Origin of the sequence: Cellulomonas sp. 73-92 (assembly GCF_001898175.1) — a bacterium.
GTDB lineage: Bacteria > Actinomycetota > Actinomycetes > Actinomycetales > Cellulomonadaceae > Cellulomonas.
Genome location: NZ_MKTH01000013.1, coordinates 453231 through 468585 on the forward strand (window position 1 = coordinate 453231; position 15355 = coordinate 468585).

General features: G+C 73.2%; 15 protein-coding genes. 7 read left to right on the forward strand and 8 right to left on the reverse strand.

Features of this window, described 5'->3' with window-relative positions:
- Window positions 1-15 precede the first annotated feature (15 nt).
- The 4 genes from BGO37_RS08760 to BGO37_RS08775 all read right to left on the reverse strand — a co-directional run bounded on the left by BGO37_RS08760 (window position 16) and on the right by BGO37_RS08775 (window position 2792).
- The gene (locus BGO37_RS08760) at window positions 16-753 is read right to left on the reverse strand and encodes an FkbM family methyltransferase (protein WP_291754032.1); all 738 of its coding nucleotides are present in this window, start codon (window positions 751-753) and stop codon (window positions 16-18) included.
- Between the two features lie 63 nt (window positions 754-816).
- Window positions 817-1587 (reverse strand): ABC transporter permease, encoded by a 771-nt coding sequence (locus tag BGO37_RS08765; RefSeq protein ID WP_291754034.1) that lies wholly within the window; start codon window positions 1585-1587, stop codon window positions 817-819.
- Complete coding sequence (locus BGO37_RS08770; RefSeq protein ID WP_291754037.1) at window positions 1580-2359, reverse strand: ABC transporter ATP-binding protein; 780 nt, start codon at window positions 2357-2359, stop codon at window positions 1580-1582. The genes BGO37_RS08765 and BGO37_RS08770 overlap by 8 nt, the downstream gene beginning before the upstream one ends.
- Before the next feature lie 103 nt (window positions 2360-2462).
- Window positions 2463-2792 (reverse strand): helix-turn-helix transcriptional regulator, encoded by a 330-nt coding sequence (locus BGO37_RS08775; RefSeq protein WP_291754040.1) that lies wholly within the window; start codon window positions 2790-2792, stop codon window positions 2463-2465.
- 170 nt (window positions 2793-2962) lie between these two features.
- On the opposite strand from BGO37_RS08775, the gene BGO37_RS08780 reads away from it, so the two are divergent.
- The 4 genes from BGO37_RS08780 (at window position 2963) to BGO37_RS08795 (ending at window position 6174) form a co-directional block, all read left to right on the forward strand.
- Window positions 2963-4018, forward strand: coding sequence for a permease (locus BGO37_RS08780; RefSeq protein WP_291754042.1), 1056 nt, complete (start codon window positions 2963-2965; stop codon window positions 4016-4018).
- A gap of 26 nt (window positions 4019-4044) precedes the next feature.
- Window positions 4045-4287 carry a thioredoxin family protein gene (locus tag BGO37_RS08785; protein WP_291754044.1) on the forward strand — a complete coding sequence of 81 codons (243 nt, stop codon included), beginning with the start codon at window positions 4045-4047 and terminating at the stop codon, window positions 4285-4287.
- 22 nt (window positions 4288-4309) lie between these two features.
- Complete coding sequence (locus BGO37_RS08790; protein ID WP_291754047.1) at window positions 4310-5443, forward strand: hypothetical protein; 1134 nt, start codon at window positions 4310-4312, stop codon at window positions 5441-5443.
- Between the two features lie 308 nt (window positions 5444-5751).
- Complete coding sequence (locus tag BGO37_RS08795; RefSeq protein WP_291754050.1) at window positions 5752-6174, forward strand: hypothetical protein; 423 nt, start codon at window positions 5752-5754, stop codon at window positions 6172-6174.
- Here the strand turns inward: BGO37_RS08795 and BGO37_RS08800 are convergent.
- Together BGO37_RS08800 and BGO37_RS08805 are read right to left on the reverse strand one after the other, a co-directional pair.
- Window positions 6060-6683 (reverse strand): TetR/AcrR family transcriptional regulator, encoded by a 624-nt coding sequence (locus tag BGO37_RS08800; RefSeq protein WP_291754053.1) that lies wholly within the window; start codon window positions 6681-6683, stop codon window positions 6060-6062. The two genes, BGO37_RS08795 and BGO37_RS08800, sit on opposite strands and share 115 nt — an antisense overlap.
- A 55-nt stretch (window positions 6684-6738) precedes the next feature.
- Window positions 6739-8805 carry an MDR family MFS transporter gene (locus BGO37_RS08805; protein ID WP_291754055.1) on the reverse strand — a complete coding sequence of 689 codons (2067 nt, stop codon included), beginning with the start codon at window positions 8803-8805 and terminating at the stop codon, window positions 6739-6741.
- A gap of 223 nt (window positions 8806-9028) precedes the next feature.
- Between BGO37_RS08805 and BGO37_RS08810 the strand changes: the two genes are divergently transcribed.
- From BGO37_RS08810 to BGO37_RS08820, 3 genes are all read left to right on the forward strand, one after another.
- Window positions 9029-9433, forward strand: coding sequence for a hypothetical protein (locus BGO37_RS08810; protein ID WP_291754060.1), 405 nt, complete (start codon window positions 9029-9031; stop codon window positions 9431-9433).
- Between the two features lie 66 nt (window positions 9434-9499).
- The gene (locus BGO37_RS08815; RefSeq protein WP_291754063.1) at window positions 9500-10270 is read left to right on the forward strand and encodes an SDR family oxidoreductase; all 771 of its coding nucleotides are present in this window, start codon (window positions 9500-9502) and stop codon (window positions 10268-10270) included.
- Window positions 10271-10481: 211 nt separating this feature from the next.
- On the forward strand, window positions 10482-11072 hold the full coding sequence (locus tag BGO37_RS08820; protein ID WP_291754064.1) for a hypothetical protein: 591 nt from the start codon (window positions 10482-10484) through the stop codon (window positions 11070-11072).
- Between the two features lie 113 nt (window positions 11073-11185).
- Here BGO37_RS08820 and BGO37_RS08825 read toward each other — a convergent pair whose 3' ends face one another.
- Both BGO37_RS08825 and BGO37_RS08830 read right to left on the reverse strand, forming a co-directional pair.
- On the reverse strand, window positions 11186-12460 hold the full coding sequence (locus tag BGO37_RS08825) for a DUF4143 domain-containing protein (RefSeq protein ID WP_291754066.1): 1275 nt from the start codon (window positions 12458-12460) through the stop codon (window positions 11186-11188).
- Between the two features lie 169 nt (window positions 12461-12629).
- Window positions 12630-15212, reverse strand: coding sequence for a glucosidase (locus tag BGO37_RS08830; protein ID WP_291754067.1), 2583 nt, complete (start codon window positions 15210-15212; stop codon window positions 12630-12632).
- Between the last annotated feature and the right edge of the window lie 143 nt (window positions 15213-15355).

Here is a 15355-nt window from a genome sequence, read left to right on the forward strand (position 1 = left end):
GTTCCCCGCTGGACGTCAGGCCGCGGGCGCCCGGAACAGGACGTTGCGCCCGACGATCCCGGGCCGCCACTCGCCGCGCTCCCAGTGCGACGGGGCGTAGCCGAGGTCCTTGAGGCGCTGCACCACGGCGTCGACCGAGGTGTCGAAGCGCTCCAGGTGCCGGTCCTCGAGCTCCACCAGCAGGTGGGGCCGGAACCGGCGCAGCGTCGCCTCGCCACCCGCGAGCAGCCGGTCCTCGGCGCCCTCGACGTCGGCCTTGATGAGATCCAGCCGAGGCAGGCCCAGGCGGTCGACGAGCCCGTCGAGAGTGTCGACGCGCACGTCGATGCTCCGGTGCCGGCTGAACTCGGCGTTCGAGCCGAGGCCGTGCGTGCCGTCGGCCAGGAACGTGCGGCCGTGCACGCGCACCCCACCGCGGCTCGGTTGCGAGAGGTGGCCGGCGCCCGGCTCGTCGCCCAGGGCCAGGCCGTGGATCGTCACGTTGCGCGCGGCGACGAGCCACCGGCCGAAGCGGAGCAGCCGGCCGAGGTCGGGCTGCGGCTCGACGGCATGCACCGCGCCGGCGGGTCCGACGAGGTCGGCGAGCGACCACGTGTACAGCCCGTACTCCGCGCCGACGTCGACGCACACGGCGCCCGGCCCGACGAGCCCGCCCAGGCCGAGCACCTCGTCCTCGACGAAGGGGGCCCGGCGCGCGCCGGCGCGCAGGGCCGCGGCCAAGGCGGCGAGACGTCGTGAGGAGTGGAGCGGCACGTCCTGCACCCTAGCGACGCGCGCGACGAGGGGCGCGGGCGGCCCACGGGAGGGCCGAGGCGCTCAGCGCACGGTCCAGCGGAACCAGCGGACCCCGATGTACCCGAACACCACCGCGTACACGAGGGAGGCGACGAGCCCGATCACCTGGTCGGAGCCCCACCCGACGCCGCCCATCGCCGCGTTGAACAGGTAGGAGAGCCCGCCCACGGGGGTCCAGCCGGCCACGGTCTTGAACGTGTCGCCCAGCAGGCCCGACGAGCCGATGAGCCCGACGACGAGCAGCAGCGCGAAGAGGACGCGGCTGAACGCGTTCACCTGGCCGGAGGTGGTGGTCAGGCCGACCACGGCCTGCCCGATCGCGAGGAACACCGCCGCGCCCAGCAGGGACACGGCGAGCACCAGCAGCCAGTTCACCAGGCCGAACGTCAGGTGGTGGCGCACGCCGCCGAGCCCGAGGACCACGAGCGACATCACCAGCGAGAGCACCAGCTGGACCGCGATCCGGCTCACCGAGACGGTCCACATCGGCACGGGCGTCACGCGCATCCGCTGGAAGACGCCGCTCTCACGGTCGCGCGCCACGGCCATGGGGTAGCCGAAGAGTCCGGACGCCATCAGCCCGTACGTGATGGACAGGCCGATGACGTACCCGGGGTCGAGGACCTGGCGACGCCCGCCACCGGACCCGGTGATGAAGAGGATCGCCACCGGCAGCACGATCGACAGCAGCAGCGCCTGCCGGTTGCGCAGCAGCACGGTGGCGTCGGCGCGCAGCAGGCTCCGCAGCGCCACGGACACCGACGGCGGCTTGAGGAGTGCGATGTCAGTCACGGATCTCGTCCCCCGTCAGGCCGATGAAGACGTCCTCGAGCGTCACGTCGCCGTGGGCCGCGCGCAGCACACGCGGGTCGGCGCGGTGCTGCTCGACCAGCTCGGCGGGCGTGCCGAGCGCGACGAGCGTGCCGTGGTCGATGATCGCGACCCGGTCGCAGACGGCCGACGCCTCCTCCATCGAGTGGGTCGTCAGGAGGATGGAGCCGCCCTCGCCGCGTGCCCGCTCGATCTGCGCCCACAGCTGCCGGCGTGCCTGCGGGTCCAGCCCGGACGTCGGCTCGTCGAGCAGCAGCAGCGGCGGGTCGTGGAGCATCGCGACGAGCAGCGAGAACCGCTGCTGCTGGCCACCGGACGTCTGCTTGTAGCGCTTGCCGGCCTCGTCGTCCAGACCGGCCCGGTGCAGCCGCGCGCTGAGCTCGCCCGCGGGCAGCTCGAGCCCGTACAGGCCCGCGTACAGCCGCAGGATCTCGGTGAGCGTGAGCTCCGCCTGGAAGCTCGAGGCCTGCAGCTGAACGCCGATGAGCGCGCGCACCGCCAGCGGCTCCAAGGCCGCGTCGCGCCCGACGACCCTGACCCCGCCGGCCGCGGGGCGCAGCAGTCCCTCGACCGCGGACAGCGTGCTCGTCTTGCCCGCGCCGTTCGGTCCGAGGAGCCCGAAGATCTCTCCGCGCCGCACCGCGAGGCTCAGGCCGTCCACCGCGGTGCGGGTGCCGTACCGCACGACGAGGCCCTCGACCTCGAGGATCGGAGCGCTGACCTGCTCGGCCATGGAACCGCCTCTCCCGCCACCGCCCTCGGCGGCGCCCGCCGCATGGTGGCAGCACAGGCTGGGAGTTCCCCGAGAGACGCCGTGACGCGCCGGGGGTGGCCCGTCAGGCCGGATCGGCGCCCGGGAGCGCGGCGGTCATCCGCTCGCGTGCGTCGTCGGCCAGGGTGTAGTCGACCCAGCGGCCGCGCCGTGAGGTGGTCACGAGGCCCACGTCGCGCAGCACCTTGAGGTGGTAGCTGAGCAGGTTGCTGGCGATCGGGATGTGTTCCTGGAGGTTGCAGACGCACGCCTTGCCGTCGGCGAGCTGGGCCAGCACGGCCCAGCGGATCGGGTCGGCCACGGCGGTCAGCAGGGCGACCGATTGCGCTGCCGGGCCGGGCGGCTCGGCCGCGCGCACCACCGGGTCGTCGAGGGCTACCACCGTGTCAACCACGTTTGAAGCATAAGCGCCCGACGGCGGAGGCGCCGCGGACGCGTGGACCTACGTCCCGGCGGGCGCGAGGCGTCGAGGTGCTACGTTTCAGCCGTGACTGATACAACGCCGTTTGAATCGACGGCGCTTGAGGCGAACCGTGCCATGGTGCCGGGATCGGCCGTGGCCGCATGAGCATCGCGGAGCGCGTCCGTGCGCGCACCCCGCTGCGCCGCTGGGTCGGCCTCGGTGCCGCGGCGGTGGTGTGGTTCGCGCTGTACGCGGTGAACGGCCGGTTCTGGACCTGGCTGGTGGGTGACCTCGTCGGCCTGGACCTGGGCAGCAGGCTCGGGTCCGGCGTGCTCTTCTTCGTGTCCGACTCGGTGAAGATCCTGCTGCTGCTGGTCGGAATCATCTTCGTCGTCACGGTGCTCCGCTCGTTCATGAGCGTGGAGCGCACCCGGGCGCTGCTCGGCGGGCGGCGCGAGGGCATCGGCAACGTCATGGCGGCCGGGCTGGGCGTCATCACCCCGTTCTGCTCCTGCTCGGCCGTGCCGGCGTTCATCGGGTTCGTCGCCGCCGGCGTGCCGCTGGGCGTGACGCTGTCGTTCCTCATCGCGTCGCCGCTGGTCAACGAGGTGGCCATCGCCCTGCTCTTCGGGTTGTTCGGCATCGGGCCGACCGCGCTGTACATCGCCGCCGGCCTCGTCATCGCCGTGGTCGCCGGGTTCGTGCTCGGCCGGCTCAAGCTCGAGCGCTGGGTCGAGCCGTTCGTCTTCGAGACCCGGCTCGGCGGCCAGGCGATCAGCTCGTGGAACGGGCTGACGTGGGACGACCGGATCCAGATGGGCGTCGAGGAGGTCGTGGCCATCCTGCGCCGGATCTGGCCCTACCTGCTCGTCGGCATCGGGCTCGGGGCCGTGATCCACGGCTGGGCTCCCGCGGACTTCTTCGTCCGCTACGCCGGCGCCGGCAACCCGTTCGCCGTGCTCATCGCGGTCGGTATCGGCATCCCCCTGTACTCCAACGCGGCCGGCGTCATGCCGCTGGTCCAGGTGCTGCACGACAAGGGCCTGCCCATGGGCACGCTGCTGGCCTTCATGATGGCCGTCGTCGCCCTCAGCCTGCCGGAGATGATCCTGCTCCGCCGCGTGCTCAAGCCGCCGCTCATCGCCACGTTCATCGCCGTGACCGCCGCCGGCATCGTGGCCGTCGGCTACCTCTTCAACGCCGTGATCCCGTCCTGACCAGCACCAACGAGAGAGGCACCACCATGATCATCAAGATCCTCGGCTCCGGCTGCGCCAACTGCGTCAACCTCGAACGGGCGGCCCGCGAGGCCGCCGCCGACCTGGGCCTCGACGCGCAGTTCGAGAAGGTCACCGACTACGGGGCGATCGCCGGCTACGGCGTCATGCGCACCCCCGGCCTGGTGGTCGACGAACAGCTCGTCCTGTCCGGCCGCGTCCCCACCTCGGCCCAGGTGCGCGAGATCCTCGCGCCGCTGGCCTCCTGAGCAAGCGTCCAGGAAAGGTGTCATGACGACGAACGTCTCGTCCTCCCCGGCGGCGGCTGCAGCGCCCCCCGCGCCCGCGGCGGCGTCCGCGGCCTCCCGGATGCGCGACCTGCACCCCGGCTGGTTCGCCGCGGTGATGGGCACGGGGATCGTCGCGGTCGCCAGCGACGACAACCCGGGCGGCCTCGCCGCGCTCCAGCCTGCGGCGCACACCGTCGGCGTCGCGCTCGCGGTGCTGGCCTATGCCCTGGGGGCCGTGCTCCTCGTGGCCTACGCGGTCCGGTGGGTGCGGCACGCCGCCGCCTGCCGCGCCGACCTGCGCCACCCGGTGCTGGGTGCCCTGCATGCCACCCTGCCCGCCGGGCTGCTCGTCCTGTCGGTCATGACCTCGGCCGTCGGTCCCCGGTTCCTGCCGGCGTCGGTGACCGTGCCCCTGGCCGGGACCCTGCTGGCCCTCGGTGCGGCGATCGGGCTGGTGCTCGGCGTGGCGTTCGCTTACACGCTGTTCACGGGGGAGGTGGCCGCGGCGTCGGTGAACGGCGGCTGGTTCATCCCCCCGGTCGTCACGATCATCATCCCGGTCGCGCTCGCCGCCCTCGTCCCGCACGTCGGCCCGGGCGACGCCCGGCTCCTCCTGGCGCTGGGCTACGCGACGTTCGGCATGGGCTTCGTGCTGTTCCTGCTCACCATGGGGCTGCTCTTCGCCCGGCTCGTGCTGCACCCGCTGCCGCCCGCGGCGCTGGCGCCCACCGTGTGGATCGCCCTCGGCCCCGTCGGCGTCGGCGCGCTGGCGGCCCTGGCCCTGGCACGGGCGATGCCCGCGGCGGTCCCCGGTGCCGCCGGAGCCGTCGCCACCCCCTCGCTGCTGTTCGCGTCGGCGTTGTGGGGATTCGGCGTGTGGTGGCTGGCCGTGGCCGTGGCCCTGCTCGTGCGCTACCTGCGGGCCGGCGGCTTCGCCTTCCACCTCGGCTGGTGGGCGTTCACGTTCCCCCTCGGCGCCCTGACCGTGGCCACGCTGGGCATCGCCCGGGCCTGGCAGGCCCCCGCGCTCGACGCCGTCGGCGCGGTGCTCTACGTGGGCCTGGTGGTCGTCTGGGCCGTGGTGGGCACGCGCACCGTCCGGGGGGTGCTCAGCGGCCGCATCTGGCAGCGCTGACCGGCTCGCGCGGCGCGCGACCCGCGTGGGGCCCGGTGCACCTGATCGGCCGAACCGGCATCCCGCGCTGTCCGGGCGGTTGCCCAGGTCCACCTAGGCGGGCACCGCGACGCCCTGGTCGTCGTGGGCGCGCGAGCCGGCCGGGCGCCGTGACGGGCTGTCGAAGCGGGCCCGCGCGAGCACGAGCGCTGCGGCCGACATCATGACCAGCCCGAGCCCAGCTCGTCGCCGCGGTCCGCGACCGGCCCGCGGGCACCTCGATCACGGCGGCGCTGCGCGCCTACGACGGCACCGAGCTGGCCAACACCGTGGCCCGCCACGACGACGGCGTGGTCCAGCGCTTCATGGAGCTCATCGACAGCACGCCCGCGCTCACCGACTACGCGCAGCGGATGTGGCTGCGGCACGAGGACGCGCTCATCGAGGTGATCGCGGCCGAGCTGAACCAGGACCCGCCGAGCCTCGAGGTGCGCGCCGACGCGCGCTTCGTCATGCAGCTCCAGCTGCTGGTGCTCGGCAGCCGCGAGCCCCACGCCACGCTCGACGCGGCCTTCCGCGTGCTGGACGACGGCTGGACCGCCTACGTGGAGGGCACGGCCGTAGGCAGGCGGCCCGCTCAGCGGCCGGAGGCTCCCGCGCCAAGGGGTGCGGGCTCGCGCTCGCCGGCCGCCGCGGCCAGGCGGGCGATGGTCCCGCGCAGCTCCTTCGCGGTGGGGTCGCACGTCGTGTAGCCGCTGTCGGTGTGCAGCATCACCGCGGCGAACACGAGCGCGACGACGAGCCGCGCCTGCTCCGGCGACGTGCGCTGCTCGGCGAGATGCACGATCCGCCGGCGCACGCTGACGGTCCACTGGTTGAGGGCCGCCAGGAGCTCCGGCTCGAGGCGGATCATCTCGCGCAGCCGGGGCAGGTCCTCCTGGTGGAGCCGCGCCGCGTCGGCGACGAGCACGCACAGGTCGTCGACCAGACCGCCGTGCGCGGCCAGGAAGCGCTGCTCGTCGTCCGGCGCCAGGGCGGTCTCGGGCAGCCCGAGGGCGGCCGCGGCCTTGGAGGGGAAGTAGTTGAAGAACGTCCGGTCGGAGACCGTCGCGTCCGCGCAGATGTCCGCGACCGTGACGTGCGGCAGGCCGCGCTCCAGCACCAGCCGGCTCGCCGAGTGGTGGATCGCCCGGCGCGTCTGCTGCTTCTTCTGCTCCCGCAACGTGCACGGCTTCTCGGCGAGCGGTGCAGGCTCGGACACGGTGCCTCCTTCCCGGCGTGACGGGGACCCGTGGGGGGTCCCCGTCACCTCCGCATCATGGCCGGTGCGTGTGGACCGTGCCGGCACCCGGCCCGGTCGGGGCGCCGGCTCCCACGGCGGCGTCGATGGCGTCGACCTCGAGGTCGTCCGCCGTCTCCAGCGCGTCGGCTCGCTCCTGCAGCGCGGATCGGTTGCGCAGCGGCGGCGTCTTGAAGAACCAGCTCAGCACGAACGCCAGGAGCATCACGGCCAGGCCGATCCAGTAGACGAGCACGGCGGAGCCGTTGAACCCGACGAGGAACGGCCGGGTGAGCCGTGCGTCGGCGCCGGTGAGGAACGCCGTGTCGGTGGTGCTCGACGCCGCGCCCGGCGGGACCGGCGAGCTCTTGAGCGTGGCGATCAACGTGGGGACGAGCTTGTCCACCACGGCACCGCGCTGGGTGGTGTCGGAGTAGTCCACCGCGAGCTTGCCGTCGACCACCGCGACGCCCGCCTGCGCGGCGGCCGCCTGCAGCGCCTTCTGCTCGGCGGCGGGCCGGGCCGCGGCGACCTGGGCGTCGATGACGCCCTGCGCCGCCGCCGCCGGCAGCGCTCCGGCGGCGACCTGGGCCTGGACGGCGGCGGTCACCTGCTGCGTGACCGCCGCGTCGGCGGCCTGCGTGGCGGCGGCCGCGCCCTTGTCCAGGCCGGCCTGCACCTGGGCCTTCGCCGCGGTGACGATCGGGTCCCAGATCTGCTGCATGACGCCCTGGTTGGCCGGTGCGGAGGCGACCGACGGCGTGAGGGCCGCGTCCAGCGCGCTCGTCAGGTCCGCCGGGTTCTGCATCGCCGTGCCGATCCTGGTCGGCATGACGGCGAACAGCACGGACAGCAGCACGGCGGTGCCGAGCGTGCCGCCGATCTGGCGGAAGAACGTCGCCGAGCTGGTCGCCACCCCCATGTCCGTGACGGGCACGGCGTTCTGCGTCGCGAGCGTGAGGGACTGCATGAGCTGGCCGAGCCCGAGCCCGATGAGGAACATCGCGATCATGAGGAACCACAGCGGGCGGTCGACGGTCATGAACGTGAGGACGACGTAGCCGCCCGCAGTGACCAGCGTGCCCGCGATGGGGAAGACCCGGTACTTGCCGGTGCGGGCGATGGCCTGCCCGGAGCCCACCGACGCGATCATGAGGCCGCCCACCATGGGCAGCGTCGCGAACCCGGACTGCGTGGGGGTCAGGCCGGTGACGAGCTGGAGGTACAGCGGCAGCGTGAGCATCGCGCCGAACATGCCGAAGCCGACGAGGAAGCCCAGCACGGTCGCCATCGAGAAGGTGCTGGAGCCGAACAGGCGCAACGGGATGATCGCGTCGGCCTTCATGGCAGCCTCGATGACGACGAAGGCGGCCAGCCCCACACCGCCGATGACGAAGCAGGCGATCGAGGTCGCGGACCCCCAGCCCCAGGTCTGGCCCTGCTCGGCGACGAGCAGCAGCGGGACCAGCGTGACGACCACCGCCGTGGCGCCCCACCAGTCGATGCGCGGCGCCGAGGTCCGGTGGAACGTCGGCAGGTGCAGGAACGCCAGCACCATGAAGAGCGCGCCGATCCCCACGGGCACGTTGACGAGGAACACCCAGCGCCAGCCGGCGATCCCCAGGATCTGCGACGCGTCGGCGAAGACGCCGCCGATGAGCGGGCCCACCACGGCGGAGACACCGAACACCGCGAGGAAGAAGCCCTGGTACTTGGCGCGCTCGCGCGGGGCGAGCATGTCGCCCATGATCGCCAGCGGCACCGACATCAGCGCGCCCGCCCCGATGCCCTGGAAGGCCCGGAAGCCGGCCAGCATGATCATCGAGGTGGAGAACGACGACAGGAACGACCCGAGGATGAACACGCCCAGGCCGAAGATGTAGAGCGGGCGGCGCCCGAAGAGGTCGGACAGCTTGCCGTAGATCGGCGTCGCGATCGTCGAGGTGATGAGGTACGCCGTCGTCACCCACGCCTGCTGGTTGAGGCCGTGCAGGTCGTCACCGATGGTGCGGATGGCGGTGCCGACCACCGTCTGGTCGAGTGACGAGAGGAACATGCCGGCCATGAGCGCGTAGATCACGAGCATGATCTGCCGCTGGCTCATGACGGCGCCGGAGGATCCGGTGCTCGCCGCACCGCGTGCGGGCCGTCCGGTTGCTGCGTGGGGCACGAGGAGTCCCGTTTCTGTCGTCGTCGGGGATGCCGTGCACCGGTGGACCTGGTTGCAGGGCGTGCAAGTTTACACACTGCGCAAGTTCGTCGTCGACAACGCGTTCTCGGGTGGCGCGGGTCGGGTGCCGCGCCCCCGGGCGTACTAGCCTGAGGCGATGGCTCGCTACGTCGTCGACGCCCCCACCGTGCTGCACCTCGTGGACCACGGCCTGGCCGTCCACCCGAGCGTCCAGCTCGTGGCGCCGAGCTCGATCCGGTCCGAGGCGCTGCAGCGGCTGCTGCAGGACGTCGCGGTCGGGCGGCGGACCGAGGCGGCGGCCCTGCAGGTCCACGAGCGGGTCACCGAGCTGAAGATGCGGCTGCTCGGAGACCGCGTGTCACGCGGCACGGCCTGGCGGATCGCCCGGGAGCACGGCTGGCAGACCCTGCGCGACGCGGAGCACCTGGCGATCACCCGGCTGCAGGCCGACGCGCTGGTCACCGTCGACCCCGAGCTTGCCCGGCTGGCGCAGGGCGTGGTCCCGGTCGCTCCGCTGGAGGCCCTGCTCGACGGCCGGTAGCCGCCCTGCCGGTCGCTCGTGACGCTCGGCACCCCGTCGCGCGCGAGGGCGGTTAGCCTGCGACGCATGGGATCCTCCGAGGAGGTCAGGCGAGTCGCGGTCGCCGGCGCCACCGGGCGCATCGGATCGCTCACGGTCGCGGCGCTGCGTGCCCGCGGCCACGAAGCCGTCGAGATCAGCCGGGCCGGCGGCGTCGACCTACGGTCCGGCACCGGACTGGACGGCCTCCTCGCTGGCGTCGACGCGGTGATCGACACCACCAACTCGCCGGCGGCCGACGCCGACGAGGCCGTCGAGTTCTTCACGACCGTCACCGCGAACCTCCTCGCCGCCGAGTCCCGGGTCGGTGTCGCCCACCACGTCGTCCTGTCCGTCGTCGGCCTGGACAACCCGACGACGAACCCGCACTACGCCGGCAAGCGAGCCCAGGAGGGCGCCGTCATGGCCGGACCGGTGCCGTGGACGATCGTCCGGGCGACGCAGTTCCACGACTTCGCCGCCATGGTGGTCGGCTGGACCCGACGGGACGGCGTCGCCACGATCGCGCCGTTGCTCGTCCAGCCCGTCGCCCCGGGCGACGTCGCCGTCGCACTGGTCGAGACCACACTCGGCGCCGCACAGCACCGGCGGATCGACGTCGCCGGGCCGCAGACCCAGGACCTCGTCGACATGGCCCGCCGCACGCTCGCCGTCCGGCAGGAGACGGTGCGGCTGGTGCCCACCTGGGACGGACCGTTCGGCACCAGCATGGCCGGCAACGCGCTCCTCCCGGGCCCCGACGCCCGCATCATGCCGACCACCTTCGACGAGTGGCTCGTCGACCAAGCGCGCGGCTGATCCCCCGGAAGGCCCCGCTGGCCACCCTGGTCGGCGGTGGGCCGCCACCCCGCACGCCGTCCGTCCGGAGCGAGGCCACCGACGGGATGCGCACACGGTCACCCGAGCGCACGATCGTCGTAAACGGCGCCGCCACCGAGCCCCTCGCGCTTCGTGGCTTCACGCCGCGAGGGTCCGGGGGGGGGTGTGACGCGACGGAGAGGTGGGGCAGATGAGCTCACAGACGACTGATCCGCGGACGACTCCGCAACCGCTGGTCGAGACCTGGTCATGGGCGCGGACGCTCTTCGCCTCGCGGAACCCGGTCTCGGGGACGTTCTGGCTGATCGTGCGGGTGCTGCTGGGATGGCAGTGGTTGGAGGCGAGCCTCGAGAAGTTCGGCAGCTACGGCCCCTGGCGCAGCGGGGCGGCCGTGCAGGGGTTCGCCAAGGGCGCGCTCGCCGGCATGAAGGGTGCCCATCCCAGCGTCATCGGCGGGACGTTCGGCTGGAACAAGGCGTGGCTGCAGTACGTGGCCGACGGCGGCTACCGCTGGATCGGGCCGATCATCCCGTTCGTCGAGCTCACGATCGGCACGCTGCTGGTGCTCGGGCTGTTCACCGGGGTCGCCGCGGCGCTCGGGCTGCTGATGAACGTCAGCTTCCTGTTCGGCGGCAGTGCCGGCGTCAACCCGGCGTTCGCCCTCACCGCGGGCGCCATCATCGCGGCGTGGCGGGTCGCCGGCTACTACGGGCTGGACAACTGGGTGCTCCCGCTCGTCGGCGTGCCGTGGAGCGGCGCCCAGCGCGAGCACCGGGCCTGAGCCACGAGGTCGGTTCCCGTGGGCTGTGCCGGCGCTCCGCGCTCGGCTGGGCGGTGTGACGCCGCAGGCGAGCCCACCGAGGAGGGGTCGCAGGACGTCGCACGACGTTGAGATCAGGCACCGAGGAGCGCGGCCGGGATCACAGCGATCCCGTCGGGCCGTCGGTAGGCAGCCGGCCCGGTGGTGATCACCGCAGCATCGAGCAGGTCGTCGCCGACCCGCTCCTTGAGCCACCTGAGATGCCGGACGTCCTCGTCCGTCGGAACCGGAGCGAGCTTGACCTCGAGTGCCACGAGCCGCCCGTCGTCGCGGGTGACCACCAGGTCGACCTCGTGGTCGCCCCCTTTCGTGCGCAGGTGACTGACCCGTGCACCGACCACAGCCGCGTAGACCTGGACCGACAGCGTCACGAGCCCCTCGAAGAGTGCGCCGAGCAGTGTGCCGTCGCGCGGGATGAGCGGGCCGTCCGGGCTCGGAGAGCTGACCAGCGCCGCCGCGTTCACGCCGAGGAGCCGAGCGGCGAGGGCAGGGTCGGCGAGGTGATGCTTGGGGGCCTGGCCGAGCGAGGCGATCGCGGACCTCGTCCCTGTCCACGCGGGCACCTCGTCGAGCAGCCACAGGCGTTCGAGGGTGTCGCGGTAGCCGATCGTCGTCGTCTTGGCCGGCTTGTCGCTCTGGCCGGCCGTCGCGGCATCCATGATCGAGTTGTAGGACGCGGTCGTGGCGGTCGCCGCCGCGTAGGCCGTGAGCCACCGGCGGAGGGTCGCGGGGCGGCGCACCACGTGGCCGAGCTCGGGAAAGTCCCGGTCGACGATCGCCTCCACGTAGCCGCCGAGGGCATCGGGACGCACGTCGTCGTCGAGTGCCCGCAGGCCCGGCATGCCGCTGCGCACGACCTCGTCCGCGTAGGTGCGCAGGTTCACCGGGCTCGCCCCGGCGACGGTCGGCCTGGTGCCCCCGAGCATCTCCGCGAGCGAGACGGTCGGCTCGACGAGGGCGCGCTCGGCGAGCGACATGGGACGCATCCGCACCCGCACGATCCGGCCGGCTCCGGTGTGGGTCGGTGCGGACGTCGGCGCCGCAGAACCCGTGAGGAGGAAGGACCCCGGGGGGGCACCGTTGTCGACGGCGCGCCGGACCTGGTCCCAGACCGCCGGGTACAGCTGCCACTCGTCGACCAGCACCGGCCGGTCCGCGGTGGTGAGTCGCTCGCGGTCGGCTTGGAGCAGGTCCCGCTCGAGGGGGTCGTCGAGGGCCAGGACGGTTGCGGCACGCCGCGTCGCGGTCACCGTCTTGCCGACGGCCTTAGGCCCGTCGATCACGACCGCCGGCAGGCCTATGAGCAGTCGGTCCAGCTGCCGGTCAAGGAGCCGTGGGCTGTAGGGCACAGTTGGAGGCTACCGCTCGGGGCTCCCAAACGCTACCGTTTCGCTCTCTTATGGGCTACTTTTCTGTCGGCCTGAACGCTACCGATCGAGGAGGTGCTCCGGGCCGCACCGGCGGGCGGTGTGCCGGCGCCGGGCCGCCGGGGTAGCCAGGACCAGCGGCCGCTGGACGCTACGGCGCCTGGCGGCTGCAGACGAGGTGCGCCACGAGGGACGTCCAGCCGGTCTGGTGGGAGGCGCCGAGCCCCTCGCCGGTGTCGCCGTGGAAGTACTCGCTGAAGGTCGGGTGCGCGTTCCACAGGTCGTCGTCGGGGTGGTCGCGCGGCTGGCTGGGCCGGCGACCGCCGGGGCCGGCCCAGAAGAGGCCGACGAGCCGTTCCGACAGCTCGTCCGCGGCGTCGGACAGGCTCAGCCGGCGGCCCGACCCCGTGGGCACCTCCACCTGGAGATCGTCGCCGGCGCCGCGCGCGTAGGTGCGTATCGCCTCCACCAGGAGCACGTTGACCGGCAGCCAGACCGGCCCGCGCCAGTTGGAGTTGCCCCCGAAGAGGCCCGAGTCCGACTCCCCCGGCGCGTAGCGGATCGACAGCGCCTGCCCGCCCACCTGCACCGTGGTCGAGTCCCGGTAGGCCGCGGACAGGGACCGGACGCCGTACGGGGAGAGCAGCTCGCCGGTGTCCAGCACGCGCTGCAGCACCCGGACGTACCGCGCCGGCGGCACGAGCGCCAGGCCGCCGGGGTGGTCCCGGTCGGGATGGACGACGACCCTGCGCTGCAGCAGGTCCTGGCGGTGCTCCTCGAGCCAGTCCCGGCGCTGGCCGTACGACTCCAGCTGGTCGACCCAGTCCGGGGTCACCGCGACCGCGAGCAGCGGGACGAGGCCCACGTACGACCGGACGCGGATCGGCTCGGAGCCGCCCTGGTCGTCGACCAGCAGGTCGTAGTAGAAGCCGTCGGCCTCGTCCCACAGGCTGGTGCCGGCCGAGCCGAAGGCCTCGCTGGCCTCGGCGATCGCGAGGAACCGCTCGAGGAAGGTGGTCGGCAGCTCGCTCCAGCCGGGGTCGTGCCGGGCCAGCTCCTGCGCGATGCGGAGCATCGCGAGGAACGCGAACGCCACCCAGCTGGTGGCGTCGGACTGCTCCAGGTGGTGACCGGCGGGCACGTCGCGGGACCGGTCGAACACCGAGATGTTGTCCATCCCCAGGAACCCGCCCCCGAACAGGTCGGTGCCGTGCTCGTCCTTGACGTTGGTCCACCAGCCCATGTTGAGCAGCAGCTTGCTGGCCATGCGGGCCAGGAACGCCTGGTCGCGCGACCCGTCGATGACGTACACCAGCCAGGCGGCCCACGCGTGCACGGGCGGGTTGACGTCCGAGAACGACCACTCGTAGGCGGGGAGCTGGCCGGACGGGTGCTGGGCCCACTCCCGGCAGAGCAGCAGCAGCTGCTCCTTGGCCATCGCCGGGTCGACGTGGGCCAGCGTCACGGCGTGGAAGGCGAGGTCCCAGGCCGCGAACCAGGGGTACTCCCACTCGTCGGGCATGGAGATGACGTCCGCCAGCTCCAGGTGCGGCCACGCGGTGTTGCGCCCCGCCGGCTCGGGCGCGCGCCGCCCGGGCGGTGCCGGCGGCTGAGCCGGGTCGCCCTCGAGCCACTCGGCGACCGAGTACCGGTACACCTGCTTGCCCCACAGCAGCCCCGCGAACGCCCGCCGCGCGATCGACGCGTCCTCCGCGGACGTGGGCGCGGGGACCACGCCCGCGTAGAACGTGTCCGCCTCGGCCCGGCGCGCCGCCAGCACCGCCGCGTACCCGTCCCCGAACGCCGGTTCGTCGTGCGCCGCCGACCGCAGGCGCAGGGTCACGGTCACCGACGCGCCGGGCGCGACCGCTTCGAAGCGGTAGTCGAGGGCCACCTTGGTGCCGCGGCCGTCGGGGTTCAGCCTGGCCGCGTCCCCGTGCACGATCGCCGCGTCGACCCCGTCCTTCGGGTAGGGGGAGGGGTTGCGGTCGGCGCCGAACAGCGCCACCGCGTCCGTCTCGTTGTCGCAGAAGAGGACCCGCGGGGCGCCCGCCGCGTCCAGCCGGTAGTCCCCGAGGAAGTCGTGGTGGGCGTCCACCCGGACCCCGTCAGGCCCTTCGTGGTGGCCGAGCGCGAGCGTGGGACGTCGGTCGTCGCGGCCCCAGGCCCACGTGTTGCGGAACCAGAGCTGCGGCACCAGGTGCAGCGGGGCGGCCTCCGGGCCGCAGTTGCGCGCGGCGATGGTGACCAGGACGTCGTCGGGCGACGCCTTCGCGTGCGTGACCGTGACGTCGAAGAACCGGTTCTCGGCCAGCACGCCGGTGTCCGCCAGCTCGTACTCCCGCTCGTCGCGGCCGCGCCGCGCGTTCTCGGCGACCAGCTGGGCGTACGGGAAGGCGGCCTGCGGGTAGCGGTAGAGGAGCTGGCCCCACGAGTGGGTGGGCGTGGCGTCCAGCGGCCACCAGTACTCCTTGACGTCCTCGCCGTGGTTGCCCTGCCCGTTCGTCAGGCCGAACCAGCGCTCCTTGAGCCGGTCGTCGCGCTCGTTCCACAGCGCGACCGCCAGGTGCAGGAACCCGTGGGAGTCGCACAGGCCCGCGATGCCGTCCTCGCCCCACCGGTACGCCCGCGCGTGCGCCTGGTCGAACGGCAGGTACGCCCACGCGTCGCCGTCGGCCGAGTAGTCCTCCCGGACGGTGCCCCACTGACGCCCCGACTGGTACGGGCCCCACATCCGCCACGGTGCGTCGGCCGGGAGGTCGGCGACCCTGGCCCCCTCGGGTCCCCGGTCGCCGGCCGAGGCGGCCGACCTACGATGAGGCTCGTCAGTGGCGATGGCCTGCTCCCTGCTCGGCGGGACGACGCCTCTCAGCGTAG

Excerpts from the sequence above, each read along its gene's own strand:
- BGO37_RS08770 (WP_291754037.1), bottom strand. The coding sequence starts at position 2,359 with ATGGCCGAGCAGGTCAGCGCTCCGATCCTCGAGGTCGAGGGCCTCGTC.
- BGO37_RS08780 (WP_291754042.1), top strand. The coding sequence starts at position 2,963 with ATGAGCATCGCGGAGCGCGTCCGTGCGCGCACCCCGCTGCGCCGCTGG.
- BGO37_RS08785 (WP_291754044.1), top strand. The coding sequence starts at position 4,045 with ATGATCATCAAGATCCTCGGCTCCGGCTGCGCCAACTGCGTCAACCTC.
- BGO37_RS08790 (WP_291754047.1), top strand. The coding sequence starts at position 4,310 with ATGACGACGAACGTCTCGTCCTCCCCGGCGGCGGCTGCAGCGCCCCCC.
- BGO37_RS08805 (WP_291754055.1), bottom strand. The coding sequence starts at position 8,805 with ATGAGCCAGCGGCAGATCATGCTCGTGATCTACGCGCTCATGGCCGGC.
- BGO37_RS08810 (WP_291754060.1), top strand. The coding sequence starts at position 9,029 with ATGGCTCGCTACGTCGTCGACGCCCCCACCGTGCTGCACCTCGTGGAC.
- BGO37_RS08815 (WP_291754063.1), top strand. The coding sequence starts at position 9,500 with ATGGGATCCTCCGAGGAGGTCAGGCGAGTCGCGGTCGCCGGCGCCACC.
- BGO37_RS08820 (WP_291754064.1), top strand. The coding sequence starts at position 10,482 with ATGAGCTCACAGACGACTGATCCGCGGACGACTCCGCAACCGCTGGTC.
- BGO37_RS08830 (WP_291754067.1), bottom strand. The coding sequence starts at position 15,212 with ATGTGGGGCCCGTACCAGTCGGGGCGTCAGTGGGGCACCGTCCGGGAG.